The organism is Elstera litoralis, from assembly GCF_000963705.1.
Lineage (GTDB): Bacteria > Pseudomonadota > Alphaproteobacteria > Elsterales > Elsteraceae > Elstera > Elstera litoralis.
In genome coordinates this window covers 1-1,318 of record NZ_LAJY01000886.1, presented here as the reverse complement: position 1 = coordinate 1,318, position 1,318 = coordinate 1, and the positions used below count along the sequence as shown (strand labels likewise).

Below are 1,318 nucleotides of genomic sequence, written 5' to 3'. Positions count from 1 at the left end.
CCATCCCGCGAAACGAGCCATGAAAACAGAATGAATATCGGCAAGCACGCCAGCGTCATCAGGCTGGCCATCAGAATATCGGAGACGAACTTCACCCGGCGACGAATCGGTTGACCGAGATTATTCTTTGCCACCAGCATCATGAAGTCTTGGCCGATAAAACTGAGCTGATCGAAACCGAGGATCGGCAAGCCTCCTAACGATGGAACGACTGCGAAGGGGAGGCGTTCCCATACCAAATCGGACAGTAGGTCGCTGTAAGCAATCATTTCCCGGTCAGAAAGGGACAGAATCACAAAACGCGCCCCGCGCTTTTCACAGAGCTGCCGCCAGAGTTGCCCGTTTTGGGGCGTCGCCATAACGGCAGGATCGATCACATCGATGATCTCATAGCCTAGGGTCGGATCGGTCGCCAAAGCCCGACGAATATGGTCTGTCACGTCTCCCGTGCCAACCAAGAGGGATGGAATCCGCCAGATCCCCAGCCCGTCTAATATCCGCCGCGTTACGAAACGCCCCAATGGAATAAGCACGGCCGCCAAAAACCAAGTATTCACCAACCACAAACGGGATAAATGGTCTTTGGCGGCATAAACTAAAAACCCGTCGGCTAGCAACATGATGAAGCAGATTATAACGATATGGGAGTAAGCCGTCCAAACCGGGACGGGCAATCTATAATGTCCCAGAACGAAGAAGATAAAGACAGCACCGCTCGCCAGAACGGCGAACTGTATCGCCCGCCACTCGAATGTTTCGGCGATCCCCTCGGCGTAAGCACTATCCAAGGACAGTCCGTTGACAATCCCCCCAACCAGTAAGGCCAGAAAAAAAGCCAATAGGAAAGCAAAAATATCCGACGATATTACAACGGTATGACGAATTCCGTAAGAAAACCCCAAGCGAGGACGGAATTGGTTTTCTTGGCTTAATCGTCCACCGTCTTTCTTTTCATCTTCCATTTCCTGCCAGATCACTTCGTTTCTCATTTTTAACCAAAAATGCGCCTTTAAAGGCTCAATCCCAGCAGCATACTACTGACATTGGCTCCCTATCACGATCAGTTTTTTTAAACCACCCGATAGGCCTCATGCGCAACCCGCCGAGGCGTGTCCCTAGACAAGCGCCAACCTTAAGCCTCAGAATGATCCATGCGGATTTTGCTGCACGATTTCGGCTGTTATGCCTTCATCATCCCGCTGGCACGGTGGCTTGCCGATCAGGGGCACCAGGTGTTGCATCTGAGCGCTAAAGAACTGGTCGGGCCACGGGGAACCCCCGTTCACCAAGAAGGCGACCCGCCTGGCCTAGCCTTCGA

At 52.5% G+C, this 1,318-nt stretch carries 1 protein-coding gene; it reads right to left on the bottom strand.

Features of this window, described 5'->3' with window-relative positions; translation table 11 throughout:
• On the bottom strand, positions 1-977 hold a 977-nt coding region (locus VZ95_RS20530; RefSeq protein ID WP_045777514.1), incomplete at its 3' end, for a hypothetical protein.
• Positions 978-1,318 lie beyond the last annotated feature (341 nt).